Raw genomic sequence first — 21007 nt, 5'->3', positions numbered from 1 at the left:
CCTGAACGGAAGATTCGCGACAACGATGAACGACACTCTCTCGGTGAGCCTGAGCGGTGCGAACGCCTTCAGCGACTTCGCACGCGAGTGGCGGACCCGGATGGGGGAGACCTTCGCACTGGCGCCCTTCAGCCGGGCGACCGTCGCCGGCTTCGGGGCACGCTCCCGCGGGTTCCGGCTGCGGGACGTGATGTTCAACCGCTTCGAGAACACGGCCCCCCTCCGGACGGCGGGCCCGCGAGTCGGGGCCGACGACCACGTACGCCTGTGGATCATCCACCAGGGCACCTGGCGGTTCGCGGAACCGGGGGGAGCCGAGCACACGGCACCCGCCGGCCGCTTCCTGGTACAGACAGGGAAGCTGTCCCACTTCGCCACGACGCCGCGCACCACCGTCCAAGTGCTCGTGCTGCCCGCCGCCGAGATCCGGCGCGGACGGGGCATGACGGCCTCAGGCCCGGTCGACACCGCCGAGATGCGGCTGCTGACCGCGCACGCCACCATGGTGAGCCGAACGTTGGTCGACCTCGGGCCGGCCGGGGTTGACGCCGCCCGCGACACCCTGGCCGAGCTGGCCCGGGCCGCGGTCCGAGGCGGGGTCGACGACGTGGAGCCCCGGCTGTCGCCGGCGCTGGCCCAGGCCGCGCGGGACCTGGCAGACCAGCGGCTCACCGACCCCGCCCTCTCCCCTGCGGCACTCGCGCGGAAACTGAACATCTCCGTGCGTACCCTGCAACGGGCCTTCGCCCATGAAGGGCAGTCACTGAGCGCCTACATCCGGGATCGCCGCCTCGATGAGGCGCGCCGCGCGCTCATCGCACCGCACCGGCGTATGACCATCACGGACATAGCCGCCCGCTGGCAGTTCTCCGACAGCGGTCACTTCGCCCGCGCCTTCCGCAACCGCTACGACCAGAGCCCGACCGACTACGCCGCGACCGCCGCTCGTGAAGCAGACGTCACCTGAGTGTGCCGGGCCGGCGCTGAAGGCGCTTGAGCCGGTTGCGAACGAAGGCTTCGAGCCGGTCGAGGGCGACGATCGTTAGGCGTATGCCTGATCGCCGGGCATCGCAGCCCCACCGCGGTCCGCGTGCGTTAGGCGAGAAAGAGATCAGCGTGGAGGTCAGCACCGACGGCCCCGGCTCCCGGACCGCCTCTCCCGGCGGGAGCGGACGCGGTCTGGCCGGGCTCCACGACCGGGTCGAAGCCCTCGGTGGCCAGTTCAGCGCCGACCGGCAGCCGGGAGGCGGCTTCCTCGTACGGGCCCGCATCCCCGCCGAGAATTCGTCGTGACGACACCGATCCGGGTCCTGATCTCCGACGACCAGGCGCTGATTCGCACCGTCTTCGCCACCGTTATCGACGCCCGGCCCGACCTGGAGGTGGTGGGCGAGTGCGGCGGCGGCCGCGCCGCGGTCGACCTCGCCCGCCGGCTCGACCTCGACATGGTCGTCATGGATGTGCGCATGCCGGTCCTCGACGGCAATCGGGAGTGGACCTGGCCAAGGCCGAACGCGACGAACTCGCCCGGCTGCGCAAGCGGGTCGCCGAGCTGGAGACCGAGAAGGAGATCCTCCGCAAGGCAGCCGCCTATCGTGCGAAGGAGATGGATCGTTGACCAGCCGCTTCAGGTTCATCTCCGCCCACGCCACCTACGGCATCGCGCGGCTGTGCAGGGTCTTGAACGTCGGACGCAGCGCCTACTACGCCTGGCGGGCGGGCGAACCCGCCCGCCAGGCCAGGGCGGCCGAGGACGAGCGGATCCTGGCGAAGATCCGAGCCTTCCACACCGACTCGAGTGGGACCAACGGTTCCCCGCGGATCACCGCCGACCTGCGCGATGACGGAGAGATGGTCAACGAGAAGCGAGTAGCCCGGCTGATGCGTGCTGCGGGCGTCGTCGGCCTGCACCTGCGTAAGGGCAGGCGGACCACCATCCCTGATCAGGCGGCCGCTACCGCGTCTGACCTGCTCGGTCGCGACTTCAGCATGGGCGCGGTGGACGAGCGGTGGTGCGGCGATATCACCTATCTGCCGGTCGGTGACTCGTGGCTGTACCTGGCCACGGTCATCGACATCGGATCACGCCGACTGATCGGCTGGTCGACCGCCGGCCACCTGCGCACGGAACTGATCAGTGACGCGCTGACCGCGGCGGCCGCCACACGGGGCGGCGACGTGAAAGATGTGATCTTCCACTCCGACCGCGGTTGTCAGGGTGGATTAAATCGGTGCTCGCAACACCTCGTCGTTGGAGGTGTTGGTGCATGGGCGTGGGCAAGAAGCAGCAGGCCGTCCGGTTGTATCGCGGTCAGATCCCCTCGCCGGGACGGCCGACCGTTGCTTGGAGGCAGGACCGTGTCCGGTTCTGGCAAGCGATCGCACGAGGGGTGAGTTCGGAGGACGCCACAGTGGAGATCGGCGTGTCGCCGGCGGTCGGGACACGCTGGTTTCGCCAGGCTGGCGGGGTGGGACCATGCCTTGCCCCGACGGTGTCGGGTCGTTACCTGTCGTTCGCAGAGCGGGAAGAGATCGCGTTATGCCGCGCCCAGAAGCTCGGCGTGCGCGAGATCGCCCGACGCTTGAGGCGCTCGCCCTCGACGATTTCGCGCGAGCTGCGGCGCAATGCCTCGACACGGACATGTGACGTGGACTATCGAGCGACGGTCGCGCAATGGCACGCCGAACGCCGGGCTCGCCGGCCGAAGACCGCCAAACTGGCGGCCAACCAGCAGCTGCGCGAGTATGTGCTGCAGCGGCTGGCGGGACAGGTCCGCCATCCGGACGGCACGCCGGCGGCGGGGCCGCAGACAGCGCCCTGGAAGGGACGGAACAAACCCCACCCTCAAGACCGCCGCTGGACAACGTCATGGAGCCCGGAAGAGATCTCCCACCGGCTGAAGATCGATTTCCCCGAGGACGACACCATGCGGATCTCACACGAGGCGATCTATCAGGCCCTGTTCATCCAGGGGCGTGGAGCGCTCAAGCGGGAGCTGGTCGCGTGCCTGCGCACCGGGCGTGCGCTGCGGGTGCCGCGGGCCCGCGCCCGGAAGAAGGCCGGCGGCCACGTGACCGCTGAGGTGCTGATCAGCGAGCGGCCCGCCGAAGCCGATGACCCGCGGTTCCGGGCCACTGGGAGGGCGACCTCATCATCGGCACCGGCAGGTCGGCGATCGGCACCCTGGTGGAGCGCACGACGCGGTTCACCCTGCTGCTGCACCTGCCCCGGGTGGAAGGCTTCGGCACGCAGGAACGGGTCAAGAACGGCCCGGCGCTGGCAGGCCGTGGCGCCGAAGCCGTGCGGGATGCGATCACCAAAGAAATCACCGGGTTGCCCGAGCAACTCCGTCGCTCGCTGACCTGGGACCGGGGAACAGAGCTGGCCCAGCATGCCCAACTGCGCATCGACACCGGCTTGCTGGTCTACTGCGCCGACCCTCATAGCCCTTGGCAGCGTGGCACCACCGAGAACACCAACGGCCTGCTGCGGCAGTACTTTCCCAAGGGCACCGACCTGTCACGCTGGGATGCCGAGGAGTTGGCGGCTGTTGCGTTCGCGCTCAACACCAGGCCGAGAAAGACCCTTGGATGGAGGACCCCGGCAGAAGCCTTCACCGAACATCTAAACTCGCTGCTGAACAGCAGTGTTGCGACGACCGACTGAATCCGAGTTCGCTGCCGCGGTCGGTGTGGAAGATCACCCCGTCGACGGTTCCGCCGCGGGTGACCGCGGCCATCTGCAGCGAGGCGATGGTCAGCGCCGCGTCGTGATGCTCGGACATGGCGTAGCCGAGGGCTGCCGTAGGTGCCGCCCGAGGCGGTGAACCTCGCCTCGATCACCGCGTCCAAGTCCGCGCGGCGCCGCTTCATGGGGTGGTCCAGCCGATGAGCAGGGTCGGCTGCGCCCTGGACAACGCCGCCGCCGAGGCGCTGAACAGCACGCTAAGGGTCGAGTATGTCCACCAATCCGGGCCCAGGCCCAACTGGAGATTGCGACGTGGGTCGTCGGCTTCTACAATCCTCCGACGCAGGCACAGTGCCAACGACGGACTGCCGCCCGTTACCTTCGAGCAGCGGATGATCGCCAAGAGGTAAGCGTCAACACCGCTGTGGCATAGAACCGTCTCCACGCTTCGGGGGAGTGACAAAGCCGCTCTACAACACCGACGACGCACGTTACCTGCTGGGTCTGCCGAACCAGTTCGCCCTGTTCAGCCCGTACTGGCCGGGACCGTGACGTCGTAGGCAGAGGTCGCGTTCGGTGCGATAGGTGACATTCGTCAAGCAAGGGGATTGAATATCGTCACCACGACCGGGGGCCGACCGGCTGAGGTCGGTGACCGGATGCGAGGCGGATGAGCACGGATGGGCGCAAGACTCTGGGCCGGGTGGTCTCTCCGATTCTGGTGGCGCGCGACGCGGAGTTGCGGCGGCTGATCACCGCCGTGACGGTGCCGCCCTCGGTGGTCGTGGTCGAGGGTGAGGCAGGGATCGGCAAGTCCCGCCTGGTGGCCGAGCTGCTGAGCCGCCCGGAGCTCTCCGGACGGTGGATCCTGCACGCCGGGTGTGGCCAGATCCGGGAGCCGTTCCCGCTGGGGCCGGTCGTCGAGGCGCTGCGGACCAGGGCCGCGGACCTGGCCGGCGCGGAGCTGTCGCCGGTGGCGGGTGCGTTGCGGACGCTGCTTCCCGAGCTGGCGCACGTGCTTCCGCCGCAGCCCGAGGCGCTGGAGGATCGGGCGGTCGAGCGGCACCGGCTGTTCCGCGGACTGAGCGAGGTGCTGACCGCGCTGGGCCCCGTGCTGCTGGTCGTGGAGGACCTGCACTGGGCAGACGAGCAGACGGCCGAGTTCTTGGCGTACTTGCTGGCCAATCCGCCCGGTGCGCTGTCGGTCGTCCTGACCTACCGGGGCGAGGAGGCGCCGACCGGCGTGCGGGCGCTGACCGCGCGCCCCGCCGACGCGCTCACCCATGAGCACATCGTGCTGGCTCCGCTGGACGAGGACCAGACCCGCGAGCTGGCGGGCGCGATCCTGGGCAGCGCGGACGTCTCCGCGGAGTTCGCCGCCCATCTGTGCGCGCGGGCCTCAGGGTTACCGCTGGCGATCCAGGAGTTGTTGGCGCTGCTGCGCTCACGCGGGGCGGTGATCCCATGGGCCGGAGGGTGGGCGCGCCGGACTCTGGACACACTGGACGTGCCGAGCGGGGTGCGCGCCTCGGTGCAGGAGCGGGTGGGCCGGCTGTCGCCTCCGGCGCGGGTGGTGGCGGAGGCGGCCGCCGTACTCCAGCTGGCTTCGCCCGTCGCGGTGCTGACCGGCGTGACCGGCCTGTCGGAGCCGGACACGGCCGACGGCGTGGACGAGGTGCTGGACGCCGGCCTGTTCGTCGAGCGGGACGGGATGGTGCGGTTCCGGCACGTGCTGGCGGCCCAGGCCGTGCACGAGGGGATCGCGCTGGGGCGCAGGCAGACGCTGCACGCCGCCGCCGCGACCGTCGTACGGGGCCTGCGCCCGGTGCCGCTGGGGCGGGTGGCCTACCATCTCCGGCAGGCCGGTCGCGTCGGGGACTGGGTGGAGGCGACCGTACAGGCAGCCGACCAGGCTTTCGAGCTGGGTGACATCGCCGAGGCGGCGCGGCTCCTCGAAGACGTGCTGCGCCGGGCGGAGCTCGACCCCGAGCGCCGGGCGGCCATGACGATCAGGCTGGGGTGGGCTGCCTCGGAGTTGCTGCACCTGCCGGACGTCACCGATTTGCTGGTCAGGGCGCTCGATCGCCTGCCTCCCGGACCGGTCCGCGGTGAGCTGCGGTTCCTGCTGGGGATGCAGCTGGAAGTGACCAGAACGGACCCGGCTCGCCGGACCCGGACGTTCGTCGACGCGCTGGAGGACCTGGCCGACCGGCCGGAGCTGGCGGCCTGGACCATGGTGGCCCTGGGGATGCAGACCACTCTGGACGCGTCGTCCGGCGCCCAGCTGAGGTGGCTGGAGCGCGCGCTGGAGACGCTGACCGAGGTCGGCGACGCCGAGATCCGCCTGCTCGTCCTGAGCAAGGTGGCGATGGTGTTCACGGTGGTCGGCGATCCGCGCTGGGCTGAGCTGACCGACCGCGTCATCCGGGAGACCGGCGGGCTCGCCGAGCGCCGCAGGGAGGTCAACGCCTACCGCTCCATCGGCGAGGAAGCCTGTTTCAGCGGACATCACGAGGTCGGGCAGCGGTTGCTGACTTTGGCGTTGAACAGTGCGCCCGGCTCTGACATCACCGGTGGCGCGGAGTTCCGCTGCCGGGCCTCACTCGCGGTGGCGGCCTACTGCCAGGGCGCCTGGGACGGTCTGGGCGAGGCGATCGACTCGCTCCGTCAGGGGCGCAGCGACCGCCCCACCGAGCTGGTCACCCTGGACGCCCTCGCGGCCTGCCTCGCGCCCGCTTCCGGCCGTCTCGACGCCGCTCAGGATCTCCTGCGTGCGGTCGTCCGGCGGGTGCGGCTGATGGGGGACGCCGATCTGCTCCCGTTCCTGGTGAGCGTCCTGTTGCGGGTGGCCACCGCGCGGGGTGAGGCCGCCGCGGCCGTCGTGGAGGTCGAACCGGCCGTCGCCATGTGGGAGGTCAGGGGTTTCTGGCCGGTCGGGGTCCGTGCGGTGCCGGCGCTGGCCGAGGCGATGCTGGCGGCGGGCGATCCGGAGCGGGCGCGGGAGCTGGTGGACCGGTACGAGTCGCGGTTGCCGGGGCTGGACGCGCCGCTGGCACCGGCGGCGCTGCGGCAGGCCCGCGGCCTCATGGCCGCGGCGGAGCAGCGGTGGGACGAGGCCGTGGCGCACTTCACGGCCGCCGCCGTCGCCTTCGGCGGGTTGTCGGCGCCGTACGAGCAGGCGCAGGCGAACGAGCAGGCGGCGGCCTGCCTGTTCGCCCTGGGAGACCCGGCCGCGGCCGGCACTCTCACGGCCGCCGTCAGCGCGTACGCCGGGGTGGGCGCCCGATGGGACCTGGATCGCGCCACGCGGCTGGCACGACGGTGGGGGGTCCGCCCGTCCGCCCCCGCCGCGGTGCGCGGGGAGGCGGGCGACGCGCTGTCCGCGCGGCAGCAGCAGGTGGCGCGGTTGGCCGCGCAGGGGCTGACCAACCAGGAGATCGCCAAAGAGCTTTTCCTGTCGCCGAAGACGGTCGACAAGCATCTCAGCGCGGCAATGCGCAAGGTCGGCGCGGCTTCCCGCCGGGAGCTCGCCCGGCATCTGGCTCCCACCCCAGAGGGCTGAGCAGGAAAGTTGGGGAGCTTTTCCCCATATATCCCCCATATCCCGGGGATAGGGACGCGCCGATACTTGGCACATGTCTGACCAGGACGCACCCGAGCCTCCGCCGGACGAGGAGCCCGCTCACTGCCCGCGGCCCGAGGAGCCGATCGGAGCGGTCACCGAAGAGGCCCAGATGCCGGACGGCTTCGAGCCTCTGTGACCCCGCTCCACCCCGTCACCACGATCGTGTAGAAAGGCCTCCCTCCGCCATGCTCAAGCACAGATTCCGGCCGTCCGCTCCCGGGAGGACCGCGTGAGACGCGCCATCCTGGTGACGTCGGCCCTCGCGCTGGCCGCGGCCACGCTGCCGCCGATCGCGGCGGGAGCGGCCGCCGCACCGCCGCCCGCCGCCCCCGTCACCCTGAGCGGGGTGGGGCCGGGCCCGCACGTCATCACCCTGGTCAGCGGGGACAAGGTCACCCTCTCCCAGTCCGCCGGCGGCCGCTACAAGGTGAAGACCGAGCCCGCCACCCGCCAGGACGGCCACCGGCCGCGGCTGATCACCCAGACCACTCCCGAGAGCGTCTTCGTCCTTCCCGACGACGCGATGCCCGCCATCCAGGCGGGGCGGCTGGACCGGCGGCTGTTCGACGTCAAGTATCTGGCGGAGAACGGCTACGCCGACGACCGGACCAAGCAGGTCCCGGTGATCGTGCAGTACCCGGCGGACCGGGAGGCCACGGCGCTCAAGCGGGCCGCCGACGCGATCCCGGCCAGCGTCCCCACCCACAGTCTGGACAGCATCCACGCCTCGGCCGTGAGCGTCACCAAGGCGGAGGCGGGGGCGTTCTGGAACGCCGTACGGACCGCGCCCTCGGCCGGACTGAAAGCGGCGGACACGCTGAGCGGTGGGATCGCCAAGCTGTGGCTGGACGGCAAGGTCAAGGCCATCCTGGACGAGAGCGTCGCCATGATCGGCGCGCCGACGGCCTGGGCCGGGGGCCACGACGGCACCGGCGTGAAGGTCGCGGTGCTGGACACCGGCATCGACGCCACCCACCCCGACCTCGACGGGAAGATCGCCGACTCCAAGTCCTTCGTCCCCGACTCACCGTCGGTCAAGGACGGCCATGGCCACGGCACCCACGTGGCCTCCACCATCGCAGGCTCCGGAGCGGCGGCCGGCGGCACGCGCAAGGGCGTGGCGCCGGGCGCGCGACTGGTTGTCGGCAAGGTGCTGGACGACGCCGGCAGCGGCCTCGACTCCTGGATCATCGAAGGCATGGAGTGGGCCGCCACCAGCGGCGCCAAGGTCGTCAGCATGAGCCTGGGCGCCGGTCCCAGCGACGGCACCGACCCGATCAGCCAGGCGGTCGATGACCTGAGCACCACCACCGGGACGCTGTTCGTCATCGCCGCGGGCAACTCCGGTCCCGGGGCGGGGACCGTGTCCATGCCCGGGGCCGCCGAAGCCGCGCTCACCGTCGCCGCGGTCGACAAGAAGGATCAACTGGCCGACTTCTCTGGCCGAGGGCCGCGATTCGGCGACTCGGGGCTCAAGCCCGACATCGCCGCGCCCGGCGTGAACATCACCGCCGCGCGTGCCGCCGGCACCACGATGGGCACGCCCCTCGACGAGCACTACACCAGCGCGTCCGGCACCTCGATGGCCACGCCGCACGTCGCCGGCGCCGCGGCGATCATGGCCCAGTTGCACCCCGACTGGAAGGGGCCGCTGCTCAAGACCGCGCTGATGTCCACGGCCAAGGACGACGGCTTCAGCGCCTACGAGCAGGGCGCCGGCCGGGTGGACCTGGCCAAGGCTTACACCCAGCGGGTCTTCGCCACCACCGCCGGGATCGACTTCGGCTCGCTGACCGAGGAGGGCGAGCCCCTGCGGCGGGAGCTGTCCTACACCAACCTCACCGACCAGCCGGTCACCCTCACGCTCACTCCCGGCCTGCGCACGGCCGGCGGGAAGGCGGTGGAGGGAAGGCTGAGCGCCGATCCGACCCTCACCGTACCCGCGAACGGCACCGCCACGGCGACCGTCACCCTCGACACGACCGGCCTGGAGTTCGGCACCTACCCCGGCGCCGTGACGGCCGCGGCAGACGGCGTCCAGCTGACCACCCCCGTGGGCGTGGTGCGCGAGGCGCCGCTGTTCCAGCTCACCGTCCACACCATCGGCAGGGACGGCCAGCCCGCCACACCGTGGTTTCAGCAGACCCTCGACGTCGGTGGCGACAAGAAGTTCCTGGACGACACCGTGGTGTCGTCCACGGGGATCACGATCACCCGGGTTCCGGCCGGCACGATCTCGGTGCTGCAGTTGCTGAGCACGGTGGACGAGGACGACCGGGACAACGAGACATTCCTGATGAACCCGGAGATCACCGTCACCGGTGACACCGAGATCACGCTCGACGCCCGGCAGGCCTCCCAGTTCCGCTTCAGCACCCCGAAGCCGGCCGAGCCGCTGAACAACATCTGGGTCGTCGGCACCGAGCGGACCATCGCCAACGGCCAGACGTACGGCACCACCGTGACTCCGGGCTTCGAGACCAGCGCGTGGGCGGAGGTGTGGGCCATCCCCACCAAGCCGGTCACCACCGGCAAGTTCCGCTTCGCCGGCCAATGGACGCTGGGGCAGGCCCAGGTCACGATGACCATGGGCGGGCGCAAGCCGATCACCCTGAACCCCGTCGCCCCCCAGCACATCGGCTTCGACAACGCGCCCCGCCAGAACAACCAGCCCGACTGGAAGCCGTTCACCGGGACGCAGAACCTGCCGGTCGTCGACGTCGGCACAGCCCGGCCCGAGGACATCGCCGGGAAGGACCTGCGCGGCAAACTGGCGCTCATGGACACGGGGCTCGCGCCCGACGGCGCCGCGAACTGCTACGTGATGATCACTCAGATCATCCGCCTGCGGGAGGCCGGTGCGGCCGGAGTGGCGATCTTCCCGTCGACGAGCAGCCGCTGCTCCCTGCCGATCGGCGTCTACCAGGAAATCAACACCGGCGACCCCAAGCCCATCAGCATCCCGAACGTCTCCCTGTCGAGCAAGGAAGGGCAGAGCCTGCGTACGCGGATCGCGAGCGAACCGGTCTCGGTCCAGGTGACCGGCACACCGCTCACGCCTTACACCTACGTCCTCAAGCCGTACTCCGAGGGCAGCGTGCCGAAGTCCCTGCACTACACCTTCACCAGCAAGCAGCTCGCCCAGATCGACATGGACGTGCACGCCTCCCAGCCGACCAGCTTCAACAGCTACCGATCGATGTACAAGCAGGACGACGTCACGGACACGACGACGGCCACCTCTCTCTGGGCGCCGACGGGCTTCGTCGGACCGGCCAGACAGACCGAATGGGTCGGGCCCCTCGATCCCAAGGTCATCCAGTCCCACGCCATGGCCTCGGCCAACCTCGACGCGACGGTCTTCTACGACACCCGCTTCCGCGTAGAGGTGTTCGACCGGCCCGGACGGACCCGGCAGCAATGGTTCACCGCGGACCTGACGCCGGGCGCCCAGACCGCGGCGGAGAAGGTCTACGCCCTCGCCGACAAGGACGCGCCGCCCCTGTCCACCCGGGGCATCGACCTGGTGTGCACGATCTGCGTGCAGGGTGACACGCTCTGGGCCGAGTTCGCCCCGGCGGGCACGCCCGACAAGCAGCCGACCAGCAGCAGCTTCTGGAAGGGTGAGGCCTATCTCACCCCGGACTACGACCTCCACCTCTACCGGGACGGCACGGAGATCCCGCGCGTCAAGGCGCCCTATTTGGACAACATGCCGGCGTTCACCCTGCCCGAGGGCTCCGGCACCTACCGGCTGACCGCGAAGAACGCCCAGCACGACACCGAGTGGACGTTCCGCGCTCCGCCGGCCAAGGACCAGGTGCTGCCGGGATCGTTCTGCAAGTACTGGGTCGTCGAGGGCGTCACCGAGCAGTGCCGGCCGACACCCGTCGTCTTCGCCGGCTACGACCTGGACGACAGCCTGGCGCTGGACAACACCGTCCGCGCCGGCCGATCCCACACCTTCACCGTCGAGGCCTACCACTCGCCGTCCGCGGCGAAGATGCCCGAGATCGCCGGTCTCAAGCTGTGGATGAGCACCGACGACGGCGTCCGGTGGGCGCCCGTCTCGGTCAAGCGCGACCGTTCCGGCGCCTACACCGCCACCACCCGCTACCCGTCGCTCCGCGACACCAAGGGCGCGGTCAGCCTGAAGGTGGAAGCCTGGGACACCCAGGGCAACCGCCTCAAGCAGACCAGCACCCGCCTGTTCAACCTGCGCTGAGCCTGATCTGATCGGCCGCTGCCGGATGCCGGGGACCTTCCCCGACATCCGGCGGTCGGCGCTCCGGGCCGAAGACGTCGCTGGCTTGTCCGTAGGTCGCCGCGTCCCGCGCGTCAGCATTCAGGTCTGCTGGCACTGTCAACGGTCAAGTTCGTGCCTGTTTCATGCGGAAAGGACTCTGCGCCTGCCGATAATTCCGTCCGCCCAGGTCATAAACCTGCGAGTGCCTCGCGTGGCGTATGCGAACTCCGATCACCCCAGAGACGAGAGCGGTACGGCAGGATGATCCGCTGTGCTCCTTCGCCTGGCCTACCTGACTGTCATGAACGCTTTTCGCCGCGCGCTTGTCGGCGGCCTTGAAGACAGCGCGTGCACCGGACTCCAGTGTCACTGCGGCGATCTGGCCGCGAACCGCGACAGCGGCTCATATCCCATCACGCGTTGGACAGGAGGCGCTGGATCAACTCACCATCGACGCGCCCAGCATCGCTCACGACTACCGGCCTTCTCTCACACTCGTAGTCCGGACCGTCACATGATTCTTTGCAAGCTAGGTCCGAAGGTCGCAAGGTTCGCGCGGGACAAACATCCGACGCACCGTTGATCATCCCAAAGTGTCCGTTCTCATCCATCGCGTCAGGGAGCCATGTCGGCGAGCTGCGCACCGACAACTGCCTTGAGATCAGGACGGGCGAGCAATCCAGCTGGGGATCAATGGGCTTGGACGTCACAGGGTCGATGTCCCCATGGTCTTGTCAGTTCCGGTCAGCGCCGACCAGGCAAGTGACAGAACCGCTGAGACCCCGCGCGGCGGAATCTCATCGATCTGGTCAGTTTTCCGAGTCGACACCGCCTCATCGGAACGTGGCGTGGCCGCCGAACGGGCGCTCCAACGCGCATTCCGCGGCATGAACGGAGGCCGTCCGGCGGTGTCCCACCGAAGCGTGGTCGCTCCCGACACGTTACGTGACACCTACGGCTTGGCCGACGAGGTGATCGGCGATCCGGCCGGGGCTGCGGAGTCCGGCACCCCCGCGTAGTCGGGCAGCTCGACGCCGTTGATCGCGCGCCCGACCAGCTCGGTGAACCATTCGCCGGCGAAATCGGGGAGCGGTTCGGCCTCTGGCCCGGGGACGCCGCGGCTGCGCGCGTTCAACCGGCCGATCTCCTGGTTGGCCTCGACGAACGGGCGCATCCGCGCCTCGTAGCGGGCGAACCCGGCGTCGGGGTCCCAGCCGGCGGCGGCCAGCTCTCCGGCCAGCAGGTAGGCGCCGACCAGCGCCAGCCCGGTGCCCTGCCCCGACATCGGCGAGGAGCTGAACGCCGCGTCCCCGAGCAGCCCCACCCGTCCACTCGACCAGCGGTCCATCACCACCTGGGCGACCTGATCGAGGTAGAAGTCCGGAGTGTCGTCCAGGTGCGCCAGGATGTCCGGGGCCAACCAGCCCAGGCCCGCCATCCGCTCACGCAGCAGGACCTTCTGGGCCGCGACGTCACGGTAGTCGACGTCGAAGTCGGCCGAGGCGAAGGAGAACATGGCCATCGCCCGGGTGGCGTCCTGGATGGGCCGCAGGAGGGCAGAGCGCCCGGACTCCTGGTCCTGGTGCTCGAACAGCCAGCGGTCCAGCCCGAACTCGTTGGGCACGCTGTAGAAGGCCAGCACGTGCCCGAGGTGGCGGAGGAACCGCTCATGCGGCCCGAAGACCATCGCTCGCAGCGCCGAGTGCAACCCGTCGGCCCCGACCACCAGGTCGAAGCGCCGCCGGTCGCCGCCCGCGAAGACCACGTCGACCCCGTCCGCGTCCTGGGCGAGCCCCGCGATCCGGTCGCCGAAGACGTACTCGACGCCGTCGCGGGTGTCGTCGTAGAGCACCTGGGACAGGTCCCCGCGCAGGATCTCGATGTCCGCGATGAACCCGTCGCCACCGTGGTCGTCGGCACGGAAGGTCTCCAGCACTTTCCCGTCCGGGTCCACGGTGTGCGCGCCGGCGGTGTCGGTGCACGCCGCGCGCACCGCCGCGTCCAGCCCCATACGCCCGATGACCTCCTTGGCGATCCCGCGCGCGTCCACCGCCTGCCCGCCGGGACGCAGCTCAGGAGCCCGCTCCACCACGGTCACCTCGGCCCCCCGCCGGCGCAGCCAGTGGGCCAGCGCGGGTCCCGCGATGCTCGCCCCCGCCACCAACACCCTGGGACCGCTCACCCGCGTCCCCTGCTCGCCAGCCCGGATGGTGTGCTCCTGCTTGGAGTCGTCGACGCTCATCACTACCTCCATGTGCTTCCTCCCGCGATGGACGTCCCCAGCACAGGCCCACCGCTATCGGTGTGTCCAGCCGTATCGACCACGGATCCGCACAGAACTCATCGGCACGACCGGAATCGCGTCCACGCTCCCGCGAACACCCTGAACTCGGCATGTGCGTGCGACGGGCATGGTCATGATCGCCTCGGCCTCGGCAGACATTGATGAGAAACGCCAACTCCGATGACGCTCACATCAGCCCAGACTGGTGCAAACCAGGCGAACCAGGCAGTCAAACGGCCGGCGGACATGCATGGGGCTTATGGCAGTCCGCCGGACTCCTATCTGCGGCATTGGAATTTCGGCGATTGCTACCGGGACCCCTTGAAGTCCCAAAGTTCTGCGAACCGAAGGGTCTTCACGATAAACCCATGGGTCTTCACGCTTCATGAGTGATTCGGAGCCTTGGGTTCGCGGGAACCGGCGGGATCTTGTTGCTCTGCGGCGGTCGTCAGGAGTGCTCGGGCGTTCTCTGTGCAACGGACCGCGGTCTTGGCATCGAGTCCGACCTGGCCACGGCGATCACGGCGTTGCGGAGAGACCCGCCTCTGCGGCGACGTCCTGGTCCGCGATCCACGTGCAGCCGCTGTCCGGGCTTCCGGAGACCCGGATGACCGCGTCCAGGCGGTCACGGGTACGGGTCAACGCGGCGATCTGGGCATCGATGCGATCGCGCTCGGCGGCGAGCCGGGCACGCGACTGCGGAGTACTGACCTTGGCCTCGCAGCAGGGCAGCAGTTCGGCGATGGTCCGGCTGGACAGGCCGGCCGCGTAAAGCATCTGGATCAGCTGGACACGGTCGGCCGCCGACTCGGGGTAGTGGCGCTGCCCGGAGTCGCTCCGGTATGCGTCCAACAGTCCCTGCTCTTCGTAGTAGCGCAGGGCCCGCGGGCTGACGCCCGACCTTGCCGCCAACTCGCCGATGCGCACCGTGACCTCCATCACAAGACTTGCCTCTGACGTCAACGTCAGGTTTTAGCCTAGCGGCATGCAGATCAACGGAGCACATGTGCTGGTGACCGGGGCCAACCGGGGCCTGGGACGGCAATTCGTCCTGTCTCTCCTCGACCGCGGCGCAGGCAAGGTGTACGCCACTGCCCGCCGCCCGGAGCTCATCGACGTACCGGGGGTCGTCCCGCTGCGCCTTGACATCACGGATCCGGCGTCGGTCGCCGCCGCGGCGGCAGCGGCACCTGATGTCAAGATCGTCATCAACAATGCGGGAATCTCGACCGGGGCGAATCTGGTCACCGGGGACCTGGACCTGATTCGCCGTGAGATGGACACCCACTTCTATGGCACTCTCAACGTGATCCGTGCCTTCGCGCCCCAGCTGGCCGACGGCGCGATCCTCAACGTTCTGTCCGCGATCTCGTGGCTCGCCGTCGACGGGGCGGGCGGATACCACGCGGCCAAGGCCGCCGAGTGGGCGCTCACCAACAGCGTGCGCCTGGAGTTGGCCCACCAGCGCACGCTGGTGACGGGCCTGCACCTGGGCGCTGCGGACACCGACATGATGGCCTGGTACAACGGCGACAAGAGCGCCCCCGAGGCGATCGTCGCGGCGGCCCTCGACGGCCTTGAGGCACACCGGCCTGAGGTGCTCGCCGACGACTGGAGCCGTCAGGTGAAGGCATGGCTGTCCGAGGACCCGAAGGTCATCTACCGTGAAGCGGCGGCCGCCCTAACGGTCTGACATGCTGCGTCTGCGCCACAGGGCCAGGAGATCAGTGGCCGAGGTGGAACCCTGATCTTCCCGCCACCGTCGCCCAGGACAAGCCGAGCAGACCAGGGGCCAGAGGTGAAGGTCGCTCTTCCAGTGGGGAGCTCCACCTTCGCCTCCCGCCCTTGGCCCGCTTCCCTGACGGGGGGACGACGGTGACGAGACGATCAGGCGGGGCCAGGCTTATGCCTGCGACATGACGACAAGTAGTCTCGCCGTATGGAGCGTCGATCACCGCTGATCACACAGATCTCCTGGGGCCATACGGTGGTCGAGGGTCTGGGCGAAGGCAAGGACTTCAAGCTCTACCCCGGTGGTGGACGGCCCTGGGACTGGAACGAGACCGGCACACGGCACACTCCCGGCATCCAGCCTGCAGACGTCCAAGAACTCCTCCACAACGGCAGCCAAGCAATCGTTCTTTCCCGTGGCATGCGGCTGGTCCTTCAGACCTGCCCCGAGACGCTGGACCTCTTGATGGAGAAAGGCGTCGAGATCTATGTGGAGGAGACGACGGCCGCCGTCGAGCGTTACAACGCTCTGGCGGAGACCACCCCGGTGGGTGGATTGATCCACTCCACTTGTTGATCAGCGGCATTCTCCCTCCACAAGATCCTCGCTGGCTCCTTCATCAGGCGGGCGACTCCGACGAGGGCTGCGAGTTCGCCGCCGTCAACGCCGATGTGATGGTCACACCGCACGGCGGGCTGGAGGATGGCACGGGCTTCTACGCCGACGTCAAGCGCCGCCTGGCCAGGTACGGTCGCGAGCCGCACCAGTTGAAGATCATGCCCCGCGTGACGTTCGCGCTGGGCGACACCGAGGAGGAGGTCCTCGATGACGGCCGGCGCCGGCGGGATGCCGATCTGCGGCTCGGCCGTGCGGTGCAGCACGGGGTCGCCCGCTTGGGTGATGGACCAGGGCTGGGGCGCTGCCGGCAGTTGGAACATGGTGACGCTCGGAATGTCGCGCACGCCGCGGTGCGGGCGGAGACCCCCAACCCCGCCCGCACGGTCTCGGGTCGTCAGGCGACGACGAGAGCCTCGGCCCGGAACTCGCGGCCGGCGACGATTTCGGAGACGAACCCGTCGGGGCCGACGGGGCGGTCACCGATCAGGGTGACCCGGTGCAGGGTGCGCTGGACGTCGAGGTGGTCGAGGTCGGTCGGGGCGAGGTGAGCGGTGGCCCGGTTGTCCCAGAAGGCGACGCTACCCGGCTGCCAGCGGAAGCGGACGGTGTACTCGGGACGGGTGATCTGCTCGTACAGCAGCTCCAGGACGCGACGGCTCTCCAGAGCCGAGAGGCCGACGATGTGGTCGGTGAAGCCCGGGTTGACGAACAGCGCCCGCTCACCGGTGTCGGGATGCACCCGCACCACCGGATGCACGGAGACCAGCAGGTTGTCGTTGATCCGCTTGACCAGTTTGCCGTCCTCGTCGGTGGTCTGGTGGCCGGCGAGGAAGCGGTGCTCGGCGCGCAGGCCGTCCACGAAGTCGCGTAGTGGCGCCGACAGGCCCTCGTAGGCGGCGACCAGGTTGGTCCACTGGGTGTCGCCGCCGAACTCGGGGACGGTCTCGGCGCGCAGGATCGAGGCGGCGGGCGGGTTGACGGCGGCGGTCACGTCGGTGTGCCAGCCGGAGTAGTAGGAGTACTGCCGCTTGCGGTACAGCTCGCGGTAGTTCGCGCCGTAGCGTTCCTCGTAGCGGCGCGGGTCGATGGTGAGGATCTGCGGGTACTCCTCCGGCGGGGCGTCCTCGTGCGGGTGGGCGTGGGTGAGCTCGCCGAACTGGCGGGCGAAGGCGATCTGGGCGGCGTGGTCGAGGTTCTGTCCGCGGAAGAAGACCACCTTGTGGGCGAGCAGGGCCTGGCGGATCTCCTCGACCGTGGTGGGGTCGAGGGGGTGGGCGAGGTCGACTCCGGCGATCTCGGCGCCGATGTGCCCGGCGACGCGTTTGATGGCGAGGATGGACGAGGATGACATGGTGAAGTGCTCCCTGAAGCTTGGACGGGTGTTCGAGCGGAAACGGGGATGGCGGGACCCGGAGGTCACCGCATGGCACAGAGCGCGCTCGCCTGCCGTCTGAGATCGACGTGGAGGCGAGCCACCAGAAGCTCGCTGCTCTTCACAAACCAGATCGTGCATTCAGAAATCCATGTATGTCAAGTAGGAAATGTTGACTTTAGGCATCCCTGCTCTTAGCTTCAGGGCATGACAGATCTCGATGTCACGGCCGACGTCCTGGTCGCGGGCGGCGGGCCCGCGGGCGCGTGGGCCGCGATCAAGGCCGCCGAGGCGGGTGCCGACGTCGTCCTGGTGGACAAGGGCTATCTCGGCACGAGCGGTGCCACGGCCGCCGCCGGCACCGGCGTGTGGTACGTCGATCCCGACCCTGCGGTGCGCGAGGAGGCGATGGCCTCCAGGAAGGCCCTGGGCGGCTACCTCGCCGACCGGAGCTGGATGGCCCGCGTCCTCGACCAGACCTACGCCAACATGAACGAGCTGGCCGAGGTGAGCCGCTACCCCTTCCCCGTGGGCGATGACGGCCATCAGATCAGGCGCGGCCTGCAAGGCCCCGAGTACATGCGCCGCATGCGCATCCGCGCACGCCGCTCAGGGGTGCGCGTACTCGATCACAGCCCCATTACCGAGCTGCTGGTGGACGCGGAGGGCGCGGTCGCAGGCGCGGCCGGGTACCGCAGGCAGCACGACCGGTCCTATGAGGTACGCGCGGGTGCGGTCGTGCTGGCCACCGGCGGCTGCGCCTTCCTCAGCAAGGCACTCGGCTGCGACGTCAACACCGGCGACGGGGCGCTGCTCGCCGCGGAGACCGGGGCCGAGCTGTCCGGCATGGAGTTCTCCAACGCCTATGCCATCGCCCCCGAGTTCACCTCCGTGACCAAGACCGCCTTCTACTCCTACGCCACCTTCTACCACGCCGACGGAAGTGTCCTGGAAGGCGCGGGCAGCACGCGCGGCCGGTCCGTGATCGCGCGGGCGCTGCTGTCCGAGCGCGTCTTCTGCCGACTCGACCAGGCCGGGGAAGAGATCAGACAGGCGATGCGGCTGGCCCAGCCCAACTTCTTCCTCCCCTTCGACCGCCAGGGCATCGACCCCTTCGCCGAGCTGTTCCCTGTCACGCTGCTGGCCGAGGGCACCGTGCGCGGGACCGGCGGCATCCGCCTCACCGGCTACGACTGCGCGACCTCCGTCCCCGGACTGTACGCCGCCGGTGACGCGGCCACCCGAGAGCCGATCTGCGGCGGCTTCACCGGCGGCGGCAGCCACAACGCGGCGTGGGCCATGTCGTCCGGCACCTGGGCGGGGCAGGCCGCCGCCCGTCACGCCCGCACGTCGGGCGCCCGCGCGGCCAGGCGCGCAGTGGTCGGGGCCGGCGGCGCCGGGCTGCGGCCGACCGGCGCCGGCCGGGCCGGGTACCGCGAGATCGTCGAGGCGGTCCAGGCCGAGGTGCTGCCGTACGAGAAGAACTACCTGCGCCACGGCGACCGGCTCGCGCCCGCCCTGGCCTCGCTCGATGAGACCTGGACGCGGGCCAGGCAGGCCCTGCGCGCGGATGGCCCCGACGTCGTACGCGCCCGCTCGGCGGCCGCGATGGCGGCCCACGCGCGCTGGATGTACGCCGGCGCGCTGGCCAGGACCGAGAGCCGCGGCATGCACAAGCGCGAGGACTACCCGGGTTCCGACCCGGCCCAGCACCACCGGCTGAGCTGCGGCGGGCTCGACGAGGTGTGGGTCGCGCCCGAGACCGGGCGGCCCCTGGCGGTGGCGTCGTGATCGAGATCGTGGTGCGCGACCGGTGCATCGCCTGCGACAAGTGCATACAGGTCTGCCCGACGGACGTCTTCGAACGAGGGGATGACGGGGTGCCGCTGATTGCGCGGCAGGGCGACTGCCAGACGTGCTTCATGTGCGAGGCGTACTGCCCGGTGGACGCCCTCTACGTGGCGCCGGTCGCGCACCCGCTCCCCGAGCCGCCCGATGCGACGGAACTGGCCGAGCGGGGATTGCTGGGCGGTTACCGCGCGCAGATCGGCTGGGGGTACGGGCGCACTCCGGGCGCGCGGCGGGCGATCGGGCCGGTGCTGCCCGCGGCGTCGCAGGTGATCATCTCGTGATGCGGCGGCGGCAGCCGTACGGCTGTGTCCTTGGTCAGAGTGGCGCCCTCCCGGCCACGCACGACAAGACCATTCGCTGACGAACATCGGAAAGGTTTCGGCTCATGCCTGTGGAGTTTCTCGGGATCGGCGGGACCAATGACGGCTCGGAGACCTCTCCGCGCTCGGGTTCCTCCTTCGACAAGCAGTACACGCTGCGGCTCGCGCGCGCCCACCAGGAGTACGGCTGGAATCGGGTGCTGTTCGCCTACGGCTCGGGCTCGCCCGATCCGGCGCAGGTGGCCGCCTACGTGGCGACCAGGGTCGAAGACCTGCAGATCCTGCTGGCGCACCGGCCGAACGTGTCCTACCCGACGTACGCGCTCAAGACCTTCGCCACCCTCGACCAGATCAGCGACGGGCGGGTGACGGTGCACTTCATCACCGGCGGCAACGACCACGAGCAGGGCAGGGAGGGTGACGTCCTGACCAAGGACGAGCGTTACTCCCGGACCAGGGAGTACATCCAGATCGTCAAGAAGGGCTGGACGTCGAGGGAGCCGTTCGACCACGAGGGCGAGCACTACTCGTTCAGGGATTTCGTCTCGGACGTGTTCCCGGTGCAGCAGCCGCGGCCCAGGGTGTCCTTCGGTGGATCGTCGGAGGCCGCCTACGCGGCGGGCGGGGCGGAGGCCGACATCTACTGCCTGTGGGGGGAGCCGCTGGCCGAGACGGCACAGCAGATCGCCTCGGTGAAGCGGGCGGCGTTGCGAGCGGGGCGAAGTGACGTGCCCAAGTTCCAGGTGGCGTTCCGGCCGATCATAGCGCCGACCGAGGAGTTGGCCTGGGAGAAGGCCCGGCGCATCCTGGGGGATCTGCGCAGGGTGGGGGCGAATCGGCGCCGGTTGTCCGGCCCGCCGCAGAACGCCGGCTCGCAGCGGCTGCTCGAGGTCGCGGCCAAGGGGGAACGGCACGACCGCGCGTTGTGGACGCCGACCGCCGCGGCCACACAGGGTGCGGGCAACTCGACGGCGCTCGTCGGCACCCCCGAGACCGTCGCCGAGGCCCTGCTGGACTACTACGACCTGGGCGTCGAGATCCTCTCGGCCCGTGGCTACGACATCCTGAACGACGTCATCGACTTCGGGCGGCATGTGATCCCGCTGGTCCGTGAGGGGGTCGCCGAACGGGACCGGCAGCGGGCACCGCTGAGCCGGGTCGCACCATGAGCGTCTATGTCGGCCTCAGGTCCGGCGGCGTGCTGGTGGCGATGATTCGGAACCGGGGCGAGACGCCATTCCTGCACGCGTCCAGGGCGTCGGCACCAGCCG

Annotated in this window: 16 protein-coding genes and 3 pseudogenes; 15 read left to right on the top strand and 4 right to left on the bottom strand. The window is 69.8% G+C overall.

Annotated elements, in window-relative coordinates:
* Window positions 1-25 precede the first annotated feature (25 nt).
* From ACIBG4_RS12085 to ACIBG4_RS12045, 9 genes and pseudogenes are all read left to right on the top strand, one after another.
* Window positions 26-967: a helix-turn-helix domain-containing protein gene (locus ACIBG4_RS12085; protein WP_397201834.1), complete on the top strand. Its 942-nt coding sequence runs from the start codon at window positions 26-28 to the stop codon at window positions 965-967.
* A 149-nt stretch (window positions 968-1116) separates the two neighbouring features.
* Window positions 1117-1293 (top strand): hypothetical protein, encoded by a 177-nt coding sequence (locus ACIBG4_RS12080; protein WP_397201832.1) that lies wholly within the window; start codon window positions 1117-1119, stop codon window positions 1291-1293.
* Window positions 1290-1484, top strand: a pseudogene (locus ACIBG4_RS12075) (response regulator transcription factor); the annotation flags it as partial. The gene ACIBG4_RS12080 and the pseudogene ACIBG4_RS12075, both read left to right, overlap by 4 nt.
* A gap of 8 nt (window positions 1485-1492) precedes the next feature.
* On the top strand, window positions 1493-1618 hold the full coding sequence (locus ACIBG4_RS12070) for a hypothetical protein (RefSeq protein WP_397202137.1): 126 nt from the start codon (window positions 1493-1495) through the stop codon (window positions 1616-1618).
* On the top strand, window positions 1615-2394 hold the full coding sequence (locus ACIBG4_RS12065) for an IS3 family transposase (protein ID WP_397201831.1): 780 nt from the start codon (window positions 1615-1617) through the stop codon (window positions 2392-2394). Before ACIBG4_RS12070 ends, ACIBG4_RS12065 begins: the two co-directional genes overlap by 4 nt.
* Window positions 2391-3667: pseudogene (locus ACIBG4_RS12060) on the top strand (IS30 family transposase). The gene ACIBG4_RS12065 and the pseudogene ACIBG4_RS12060 overlap by 4 nt, the downstream one beginning before the upstream one ends.
* Window positions 3668-4391: 724 nt before the next feature.
* Window positions 4392-7250 carry an AAA family ATPase gene (locus ACIBG4_RS12055; protein ID WP_397201830.1) on the top strand — a complete coding sequence of 953 codons (2859 nt, stop codon included), beginning with the start codon at window positions 4392-4394 and terminating at the stop codon, window positions 7248-7250.
* 73 nt (window positions 7251-7323) lie between these two features.
* On the top strand, window positions 7324-7449 hold the full coding sequence (locus tag ACIBG4_RS12050; protein WP_310714662.1) for a hypothetical protein: 126 nt from the start codon (window positions 7324-7326) through the stop codon (window positions 7447-7449).
* A gap of 93 nt (window positions 7450-7542) precedes the next feature.
* Complete coding sequence (locus ACIBG4_RS12045; RefSeq protein WP_397201829.1) at window positions 7543-11538, top strand: S8 family peptidase; 3996 nt, start codon at window positions 7543-7545, stop codon at window positions 11536-11538.
* Between the two features lie 973 nt (window positions 11539-12511).
* On the opposite strand, the gene ACIBG4_RS12040 is transcribed toward ACIBG4_RS12045, so the two are convergent.
* Window positions 12512-13801, bottom strand: coding sequence for an FAD-dependent monooxygenase (locus ACIBG4_RS12040; RefSeq protein ID WP_397201828.1), 1290 nt, complete (start codon window positions 13799-13801; stop codon window positions 12512-12514).
* Window positions 13802-14362: 561 nt separating this feature from the next.
* On the bottom strand, window positions 14363-14770 hold the full coding sequence (locus ACIBG4_RS12035) for a MerR family transcriptional regulator (protein WP_310714668.1): 408 nt from the start codon (window positions 14768-14770) through the stop codon (window positions 14363-14365).
* A 58-nt stretch (window positions 14771-14828) separates the two neighbouring features.
* On the opposite strand from ACIBG4_RS12035, the gene ACIBG4_RS12030 reads away from it, so the two are divergent.
* From ACIBG4_RS12030 to ACIBG4_RS12020, 3 genes and pseudogenes are all read left to right on the top strand, one after another.
* Window positions 14829-15536 carry an SDR family oxidoreductase gene (locus tag ACIBG4_RS12030; RefSeq protein WP_397201827.1) on the top strand — a complete coding sequence of 236 codons (708 nt, stop codon included), beginning with the start codon at window positions 14829-14831 and terminating at the stop codon, window positions 15534-15536.
* Window positions 15537-15782: 246 nt separating this feature from the next.
* A complete protein-coding gene (locus tag ACIBG4_RS12025) occupies window positions 15783-16151 on the top strand; it encodes an Mth938-like domain-containing protein (RefSeq protein ID WP_310714671.1) in 369 nt (122 codons plus the stop codon).
* Window positions 16145-16348: pseudogene (locus ACIBG4_RS12020) on the top strand (hypothetical protein); the annotation flags it as partial. The gene ACIBG4_RS12025 and the pseudogene ACIBG4_RS12020, both read left to right, overlap by 7 nt.
* Before the next feature lie 239 nt (window positions 16349-16587).
* Here the strand turns inward: ACIBG4_RS12020 and ACIBG4_RS12015 are convergent.
* Together ACIBG4_RS12015 and ACIBG4_RS12010 are read right to left on the bottom strand one after the other, a co-directional pair.
* Window positions 16588-17544, bottom strand: coding sequence for a TauD/TfdA dioxygenase family protein (locus ACIBG4_RS12015; protein WP_397201826.1), 957 nt, complete (start codon window positions 17542-17544; stop codon window positions 16588-16590).
* A gap of 65 nt (window positions 17545-17609) precedes the next feature.
* Complete coding sequence (locus tag ACIBG4_RS12010) at window positions 17610-17690, bottom strand: putative leader peptide (RefSeq protein ID WP_355451062.1); 81 nt, start codon at window positions 17688-17690, stop codon at window positions 17610-17612.
* 82 nt (window positions 17691-17772) lie between these two features.
* On the opposite strand from ACIBG4_RS12010, the gene ACIBG4_RS12005 reads away from it, so the two are divergent.
* From ACIBG4_RS12005 to ACIBG4_RS11995, 3 genes are all read left to right on the top strand, one after another.
* Window positions 17773-19356, top strand: coding sequence for an FAD-dependent oxidoreductase (locus ACIBG4_RS12005; protein ID WP_397201825.1), 1584 nt, complete (start codon window positions 17773-17775; stop codon window positions 19354-19356).
* On the top strand, window positions 19353-19697 hold the full coding sequence (locus tag ACIBG4_RS12000; RefSeq protein ID WP_355450996.1) for a ferredoxin family protein: 345 nt from the start codon (window positions 19353-19355) through the stop codon (window positions 19695-19697). The genes ACIBG4_RS12005 and ACIBG4_RS12000 overlap by 4 nt, the downstream gene beginning before the upstream one ends.
* A gap of 104 nt (window positions 19698-19801) precedes the next feature.
* The gene (locus ACIBG4_RS11995) at window positions 19802-20905 is read left to right on the top strand and encodes an LLM class flavin-dependent oxidoreductase (RefSeq protein WP_397201824.1); all 1104 of its coding nucleotides are present in this window, start codon (window positions 19802-19804) and stop codon (window positions 20903-20905) included.
* The last annotated feature ends 102 nt before the right edge of the window (window positions 20906-21007 follow it).

Origin of the sequence: Nonomuraea sp. NPDC050383, assembly GCF_044459125.1 — a bacterium.
Taxonomy (GTDB): Bacteria; Actinomycetota; Actinomycetes; order Streptosporangiales; family Streptosporangiaceae; genus Nonomuraea.
Note: the sequence above shows the minus strand (reverse complement) of the source record. Positions and strands in the feature narration are given on the sequence as shown.

What these genes read in the sequence shown, in the direction of transcription:
- ACIBG4_RS12085 (WP_397201834.1), top strand. Translation starts at nt 26, where the DNA reads ATGAACGACACTCTCTCGGTGAGCCTGAGCGGTGCGAACGCCTTCAGC.
- ACIBG4_RS12050 (WP_310714662.1), top strand. Translation starts at nt 7,324, where the DNA reads ATGTCTGACCAGGACGCACCCGAGCCTCCGCCGGACGAGGAGCCCGCT.
- ACIBG4_RS12040 (WP_397201828.1), bottom strand. Translation starts at nt 13,801, where the DNA reads ATGAGCGTCGACGACTCCAAGCAGGAGCACACCATCCGGGCTGGCGAG.
- ACIBG4_RS12030 (WP_397201827.1), top strand. Translation starts at nt 14,829, where the DNA reads ATGCAGATCAACGGAGCACATGTGCTGGTGACCGGGGCCAACCGGGGC.
- ACIBG4_RS12025 (WP_310714671.1), top strand. Translation starts at nt 15,783, where the DNA reads ATGGAGCGTCGATCACCGCTGATCACACAGATCTCCTGGGGCCATACG.
- ACIBG4_RS12015 (WP_397201826.1), bottom strand. Translation starts at nt 17,544, where the DNA reads ATGTCATCCTCGTCCATCCTCGCCATCAAACGCGTCGCCGGGCACATC.
- ACIBG4_RS12005 (WP_397201825.1), top strand. Translation starts at nt 17,773, where the DNA reads ATGACAGATCTCGATGTCACGGCCGACGTCCTGGTCGCGGGCGGCGGG.
- ACIBG4_RS11995 (WP_397201824.1), top strand. Translation starts at nt 19,802, where the DNA reads ATGCCTGTGGAGTTTCTCGGGATCGGCGGGACCAATGACGGCTCGGAG.